The sequence below is a fragment of the Lysinibacillus sp. RU7 genome (genome assembly GCF_057837305.1).
In genome coordinates this window covers 1-283 of record NZ_JBYQFK010000101.1, presented here as the reverse complement: position 1 = coordinate 283, position 283 = coordinate 1, and the positions used below count along the sequence as shown (strand labels likewise).

The window sequence follows — 283 nt, the reverse complement described above, 5'->3', positions numbered from 1 at the left end:
ATGTAGCCAAAGCCCAAAGGGGCAAAAATACTGTTGATGCTGACTTTGAAGCGTTCGCTGACCCAGTCTCGCAGTGGCTGGGTAACTTCAGTGTCGGGGCAGGTAATGCAACGTATGGCAATCTGGAATTCCAGCAAGGGATCTGGGTGATTCTTGATGCGTTCAAGCTCGTAGCTGGAGACCAGCATATTGGTTATCTGGTAGTGTTCCAGCAAGGTAAACAGGCGCGGAATGGTGCGTCCGCTTGGACAGCCCACAATCGAACGACCAAAGTAAAGCGTAG

General features: G+C 51.2%; 1 protein-coding gene. It reads right to left on the bottom strand.

Annotated features, from left to right (window positions below; translation table 11 throughout):
* A partial coding sequence (locus AC3II9_RS21695; RefSeq protein WP_489158753.1) for a hypothetical protein occupies positions 1-283 on the bottom strand: 283 nt, incomplete at both ends.